The organism is Streptomyces sp. NPDC052012 (assembly GCF_040689265.1).
Lineage (GTDB): Bacteria > Actinomycetota > Actinomycetes > Streptomycetales > Streptomycetaceae > Streptomyces.
The window spans coordinates 1-1,531 of record NZ_JBFAXA010000052.1; the positions used below are offsets into that span (position 1 = coordinate 1).

Below are 1,531 nucleotides of genomic sequence, written 5' to 3' on the forward strand. Positions count from 1 at the left end.
ATGCGGGGGTCTTTCGCGTACTCCGCCCACATGTAGTCGCGTTCCTCGTCGGTGACCATCTCCAGGGTCAGCTCGTCGTGGTTGCGCAGGAAGATCCCCCACTGGCAACCCGAGGGAATCGCGGGTGTCTTCGCCAGGATCTCCGACACCGGGTAGCGGGACTCGCGGCGCACCGCCATGAAGATGCGCGGCATGACCGGGAAGTGGAACGCCATGTGGCACTCGTCGCCGCCCACCCGGTAGTCACCGAAGTAGTCGACCACGTCCTCCGGCCACTGGTTGGCCTCCGCCAGCAGCACCTTGTCCGGGTACTGGGCGTCGATCTCCTTGCGCACCCGCTTCAGGAACTCGTGCGTCTCCGGCAGGTTCTCGCAGTTCGTGCCCTCCTGCTGGTACAGGTACGGCACCGCGTCCAGCCGGAAGCCGTCGATACCCAGGTCCAGCCAGAACTTCAGCGCGGAGATCATCTCCTCCTGCACGGCCGGGTTCTCGTAGTTGAGGTCCGGCTGGTGCGAGAAGAAGCGGTGCCAGTAGTACTGCTTGCGGACCGGGTCGTACGTCCAGTTCGACACCTCGGTGTCGACGAAGATGATCCGCGCGTCCTGATACTGCTTGTCGTCGTCCGCCCACACGTAGTAGTCGCCGTAGGGTCCGTCGGGGTCTCTGCGCGACTCCTGGAACCAGGGGTGCTGGTCGCTGGTGTGGTTCATGACGAAGTCGATGATCACGCGCATGCCGCGCTGGTGGGCGGCGTCCACGAACTCGACGAAGTCGGCGAGGTCGCCGAAGTCGGGCAGAACGGCGGTGTAGTCGGAGACGTCGTAGCCGCCGTCGCGCAGCGGGGACTTGAAGAAGGGCGGCAGCCACAGGCAGTCGACGCCGAGCCACTGCAGGTAGTCGAGCTTGGCGGTCAGCCCCTTCAGGTCGCCGATGCCGTCACCGTTGCTGTCCTGGAAGGAGCGGACCAGCACCTCGTAGAAGACGGCGCGTTTGAACCACTCCGGGTCCCGGTCCTTGGCGGGGGTGTCCTCGAAGGTGTCCGGAACCGGCTCGTTGACGATCATATTGTGGGTGACCCTCCGATCCGCGGGGAGCCGACGATGAGAACATGCGCTCCGCCCGGCGCGAGACGTACGTAGTTGGCCCTGCCCCAGTGGTAGGTCTCGCCGGTGAGCTCGTCGCGCACCGGCGCCGTCTCGTGCCAGTCCAGGCCGAGTCGCGGCATGTCCAACGAGACCGTGGCCTCCTGGGTGTGGTGGGGGTCGAGGTTGGCGACCACCAGAACCGTGTTCGAACCCGCCCGCTTCGAGTACGCGATGACCTCGTCCTTGTCCGCGTGGTGGAAGTGGAGATCGCGCAGCTGCCGCAGGGCCGGGTTCTCGCGGCGGACGGTGTTGAGCCGGGTGATCAGGGGGGTGATGGTGCGGCCCTCGCGCTCGGCGGTGTCCCAGTCGCGGCGGCGCAGCTGGTACTTCTCCGAGTCGAGGTACTCCTCGCTGCCCTCGCGCAGCGGGGTGTTCTCGCACAGCTC

Annotated in this window: 1 protein-coding gene and 1 pseudogene; both read right to left on the bottom strand. The window is 66.3% G+C overall.

Annotated features, from left to right (window positions below):
• Nucleotides 1-1,064, bottom strand: a 1,064-nt coding sequence (locus AB0412_RS35705) for an alpha-amylase family glycosyl hydrolase (RefSeq protein WP_366406790.1), incomplete at its 3' end; no start/stop codon positions are given.
• Nucleotides 1,061-1,531 (bottom strand): annotated as a pseudogene (locus tag AB0412_RS35710) (alpha-1,4-glucan--maltose-1-phosphate maltosyltransferase); the annotation flags it as partial. The pseudogene AB0412_RS35710 and the gene AB0412_RS35705, both read right to left, overlap by 4 nt.